General features: G+C 72.6%; 3 protein-coding genes and 1 pseudogene. 2 read left to right on the top strand and 2 right to left on the bottom strand.

The genetic code is table 11. The features are described 5' to 3' along the window. A pseudogene (locus tag F6X68_RS30670) lies at positions 1–186 on the top strand (hypothetical protein); the annotation flags it as partial. Positions 187–395: 209 nt separating this feature from the next. Here the strand turns inward: F6X68_RS30670 and F6X68_RS30665 are convergent. Next, positions 396–1,421 carry an alpha/beta fold hydrolase gene (locus tag F6X68_RS30665; RefSeq protein WP_225852530.1) on the bottom strand — a complete coding sequence of 342 codons (1,026 nt, stop codon included), beginning with the start codon at positions 1,419–1,421 and terminating at the stop codon, positions 396–398. Positions 1,422–1,773: 352 nt separating this feature from the next. On the opposite strand from F6X68_RS30665, the gene F6X68_RS30660 reads away from it, so the two are divergent. Further along, positions 1,774–3,279, top strand: coding sequence for an aminopeptidase P family protein (locus F6X68_RS30660; protein ID WP_151457514.1), 1,506 nt, complete (start codon positions 1,774–1,776; stop codon positions 3,277–3,279). A 160-nt stretch (positions 3,280–3,439) separates the two neighbouring features. Here the strand turns inward: F6X68_RS30660 and F6X68_RS30655 are convergent, their stop codons facing one another. Continuing rightward, positions 3,440–4,822, bottom strand: coding sequence for a hypothetical protein (locus F6X68_RS30655; protein ID WP_151457513.1), 1,383 nt, complete (start codon positions 4,820–4,822; stop codon positions 3,440–3,442). Positions 4,823–4,863: the final 41 nt, after the last annotated feature.

Below are 4,863 nucleotides of genomic sequence, written 5' to 3'. Positions count from 1 at the left end.
GCGACCACCCCGGACGCCCTGCGGATCACCGCGACCCTGGACGGCACCGGAACCCGGGTGACGCGGGAGGTCGCCGGCGGTCCGGGGCCGTCGATCGTCGACCTGCCGCAGGCCGGCTGCTGGCACCTCGAACTGCGCTGGTCCGGGCGCACCGACGTGCTGGACCTCGTCTACGCGGACAGCTAGGCCCGCGGGCCGCCGACCGTGCCGGGGGCGTCGGACCCCGCCGCTCCCACTCGTCCGCGACCAGTTCCAGGGTCAGGGCCGGTGAGATACGCCGACGCCACGGCGAGGGCAGCCGGGTCGACCGGAAGGGGCGGTGGCGTCGCCACCGCCGGCCCGGGTCGACGCAGGTCGCCCTCGCCGTGGCGTGGTGCGTGCGGGAGGGGCTCCCGTCAGGGGGCGCAGCCGGTGAGTTCAGGGCTGGACGGGGTGCCGGTGGAGGGGCCGAAGAAGAGCAACGCGCAGGCGCTGAAGAAGGTCGGGTTCTCCTCGGCGATCCAGTGGCCGGTGTCGGGGGCCACGACGGTGCGGACGTCGTCGGCCACCTGCTGGTAGGAGGCGGCGACGGCGGGTCCGAACACGGACTGGGCGCCCATGGCCATCACGGGAATGGTCAGGCGCTTCGACTGCGCGTGGGCCTGGTTGTCGGCGGCGTCGGCCTTGAACGCCCGGTAGTACTCGTATCCCGCCGTCCGCTTCGCCGGGTCGGAATACGCGCGGTAGTAGACGTTGCGGTCGATCGCCGCCGGATGTTGCGCGCGGTCGAAGAGCATTCCCAGATAGGTGGGGACGTCCTCGTTGTCCATGATGCGTTCCGGGATGGGCGCGGGTGAGGCGTTGAAGAGGAAGTGCCAGCTGATCCCGTAGAAGTTCTCCAGTCCGAATCCCGACAGCGGGCTTTCGACGACGCCGATCCGGGTGACCTCGGTGGGGAAGTCGCGGGCGTAGTTGTAGGCGACCATGGCGCCGAGGTCGTGGCCGATCAGGGCCACCTGGGTGAAGCCGAGCTGGTTGACCGCCTGCCGGATCCGGCGCGCCGTGGTGGCCTTGTCGTAGCCGCCGGCGGGGGCGGTGGAGGCGCCCAGGCCGGGTAGGTCGAACGTGATCACGGTGTGCTGCTGGGCGAGGCTGGGCAGCACCTTGTGCCACACCCACGACGTCTGCGGCCAGCCGTGCAGCAGCACCAGCGGCGAGCCGCTCCCGCTGGTGGTGTAACGCAGGGTCGCGCCGTCGACCGTGACGTTGCCCTGGCGTACGGCGTGGCCGCCGACGGGCGCCGCGGCCGGCTCCGGCGGCGGCGCGGGGGCCACGGCCGCGGCACCCGCGCCCGCCCCGCCCACGAGCGCCACCCCGAGCGCGGCCGCGACGGCGATCCGCCTGCCCCGACGACGCGAATCACTGCCGAGAGCTGTCTTCACCGCAGAACTCAACGCAGACAATTGCATGGACACTTCGCTTTCCGTGAGTTGGCGACCGCATCGGACGGTCGGATCAAACAAAGCGGAAACGGCGGCGTTCACAAGCGCGCCACGGATGCCGATCGAGCGGCTTCGAAAATGTTACAACGGATGTCAAGACGTCGATCGATTGTGGCGTTTCGGCAAAACTCTCCGGCCCGTGCCGTGGATACAAACGTCGATACCCGCTTACGCGCCGGACGCCCGGCGGTGACGACCGCGACCACGCCTGCCGCCGGGGCGCTCCAGCAGCCACAGTCGAGGGTCGCGGCAGCTTTGCCGTGGCTCCGCGGCGCGTGGCAGGATATCGGCCATGACAAGCGACGAGCAGGTGAAAGCCAGCCACCGTAACACCCCGACGAGCGACGCATTCCGCGCTTTCATCGCCTCCGGCTGGGCCAGTACGGATGCGGCACCTGTCCCGCGCGCGGAGGTCGCCGAGCACGCGGCCCGCCGCCGGGCGGCCTTGTCACGCCGGTTCCCGGGCGAGCGCCTCATCATCCCCGCCGGCGGCCTCAAGGTGCGCAGCAACGACACCGACTACACCTTCCGCCCGCACACGGCCTTCGCCTGGCTGACCGGTCTCGGGTTCGACACCGAGCCCGACAGCGTCCTGGTGCTGGACCCCAGGCCCGACGGCCACGAGGCGATCCTGTTCTTCCGGCCGCTCGCGCCGCGCGACAGCGAGGAGTTCTTCGCGGACTCCCGGTTCGGCGAGTTCTGGGTCGGACCCCGCCCGACGATGCGCGACATCGAGCAGCGGCTGGGCATCGGCACCCGGCACATCGACTCGCTCCCGGACGTCCTGGCCAAGGACGCCGGCGCGACCGTGGTGCGCGTGGTGCGGGGGGCCGACGGCGAGCTCGCCCGGCTCGTCGACGAGACCCGGGCCCAGGCGGAGACGCCCGCGTCGGTCACGCAGCAGCACGAGGCGGACGAGGAACTGGCCCGCCACCTGTCGGGCATGCGACTGTGCAAGGACGAGTGGGAGGTGGGCGAGATGCGCAAGGCGATCGCCGCGACCCACCGGGGCTTCGATGCCATCATCGCCGGGCTGCCCGAGGCCGTCGGCAAGGAGCGCGGCGAGCGGTGGGTCGAGGGTCTCTTCGGCCTGTACGCCCGCCACGACGGCAACGGCATCGGCTACGAGACCATCTGCGCGTCCGGCGACCACGCCAACACCATCCACTGGACGAAGAACACCGGTCCGGTCCGCGAGGGCGACCTCATCCTGGTGGACGCCGGTGTCGAGGTCGACTCCCTCTACACCGCCGACATCACGCGCACCCTCCCGGTGACCGGTCGCTTCACCGACGTGCAGCGCAAGATCTACGAGGCGGTCCTGGAGGCGCAGGAGGCCGGCCTGGCGGCGGTGAAGCCGGGCAACAAGTTCAGCGACATCCACGCCGCCGCGAACGTGGTCATCGCCCGCCGGCTGCACGAGTGGGGACTGCTGCCCGAGGGCGTGACCCTCGAGCAGACCCTGGACCGGGAGAGCGGCGGCTGGCACCGGCGGTGGATGGTCCACGGCACGTCCCACCACCTCGGCATGGACGTGCACGACTGCCAGATGCTGCTGCGCCAGGAGTACATGGACGGCGAGCTGAAGCCCGGGATGATCCTGACCGTCGAGCCCGGCCTGTACTTCAAGGCCGACGACCTGCTGGCGCCGGCGGAGTTCCGCGGCATCGGCGTCCGGATCGAGGACAACGTGCTGGTCACCGAGGACGGTCACGAGAACCTGTCGTCGGCCATGCCGCGTACCGCCGACGACGTCGAGGCCTGGATCGACCGGGTGCGCTCCGGCGCGGGTGCCTGAGCGCCCCGCGACCGACCGGCCGGCACGTGCGGGCGCGCAGCGCCCGGTCGTGCCGGCCCCACCGGCCGTCGCGCACCGCTGAGCCCGCCGGGCACCGCGATCCGGTGCCCGGCGGCCGGCGGTACGGGCGCGACAACCTCACCCGGCCGGCGACGGGCGCTCAGCCGCCGTGGAAGGTGCAGCCGATCTTCGCGCCGCCGGCCATGCTGACCACCCCGACCCCCGGGTCGGTGCTGCCACGCACGAGGCAGCCGGCGTAGCCGTCCTCGTCGACGACGTCGCGGTCGGCCAGGTAGACCCCCCAGTTGAGGTAGAGGTCCCGCACGCCGCCCACGCCGTCGGCGAACGGCTCGGCGGCGGGCCGGACCCGGCGTTGCAGCACGTACGGGCCGTCCAGCGCGGCGTCGAGCCGGGCCTGCCACTCGTCGCCGCCCACCGTCCACCCGGCCAGTACGCCGTTGCCCCCGTGCAGCAGCGTCGGCTTCAGGATCAGCTCGTCCTGCCGGGCCCGGGCGTAGGCGAGCAGGTCGACCTCGGCCCCCTCGGGATCGGTGCCGCGCGGGCGTACGTGCCGGGTCCACGGCAGGAGCCGGTCGACGCAGGCCAGCTCGTCGGCGTCGAACAGGTGCCGGTGCCGGTCGTCGGAGAGCATGGCCAGGGTGCCCTTGTTGCCGTAGAGCTCGGCGTCCAGGCGGCTGAACAGGCCGACCTTCTCCTGCTCCGCGGCGACCAGCAGCGGCTCCACCTGGGCCGCCGCCACCGGGTCGGCCAGGTCCTCGGGCAGGAAGTAGCGCACGACGACGTCAACGGCGCGGCCCGCCACGGTCGGCCGGCCCTGCGGGTACGTGAACTGGCCGAGGTGGCAGCCGATCCCCTCGATCCCGTACCCGGCGAGCAGCTCGGCGAACACCTCGAGCCGGCCGCCCACGATGGGGTAGTTCTCCGTCGTGTCCACCACGGCGACGACGGGCGGCCGGTCCGTGGGGATCATCGGGGCGCACTCGGCGTACATCATCCGCACGATGCAGCCCAGCGTGTCCGGGTACCGGAGCCCGTGCCGGTCCACGAACTCCCGCAGCGGCGGGTACGCCAGCATCGCCCGGTTGATGTCGGCGGACTCGAAGCCGCCGAGGGCGCTGGTGAGGTTGAACTCGAGCAGCCGGAACCCCGCGCCGTCGTGGTAGAGGTCGGCGCGGCCCAGCGGGACGAGCGACCCGGCGCGGGCGCCGCGCGTGATCAGCGCCGTCTGCCGGGGATCCATGCCGACGGCCTCGGCCAGTGCGGTGAGGTCCCCGTCGAACACCCGCTCCGGCAGGGCGCGCAGCAGGTCGTAGACCGTGCGGAGGTCCCGGGCGACGGCCCGGCACTCGCTCTCCGCCAGGAAGGCGGGGGCGCTCATGAACCGCTCCCGGTACGGCTCGAGGATGACCGAGTCCAGGGCGGCGGCCGTCGGGTCGTCCGTCGACGCGCTCCGGGCGACGTGCTCGGCGTACGCGCGGCCCAGTGGCGACCTGCTCACTGCGGGCGGCCGGGTGGTCGTCATGGTGTGTCCTCTCGGGGCGGGTGGCGCGTCCGGTTCGGGGC

It is taken from the genome of Micromonospora sp. AMSO12t, assembly GCF_008806585.1.
GTDB lineage: Bacteria > Actinomycetota > Actinomycetes > Mycobacteriales > Micromonosporaceae > Micromonospora > Micromonospora reichwaldensis.
The sequence above is the reverse complement of the archived record's forward strand: the minus strand, read 5'-3'. Positions and strand labels throughout refer to the sequence as shown.

Excerpts from the sequence above, each read along its gene's own strand:
- F6X68_RS30655 (WP_151457513.1), bottom strand. The coding sequence starts at position 4,822 with ATGACGACCACCCGGCCGCCCGCAGTGAGCAGGTCGCCACTGGGCCGC.
- F6X68_RS30660 (WP_151457514.1), top strand. The coding sequence starts at position 1,774 with ATGACAAGCGACGAGCAGGTGAAAGCCAGCCACCGTAACACCCCGACG.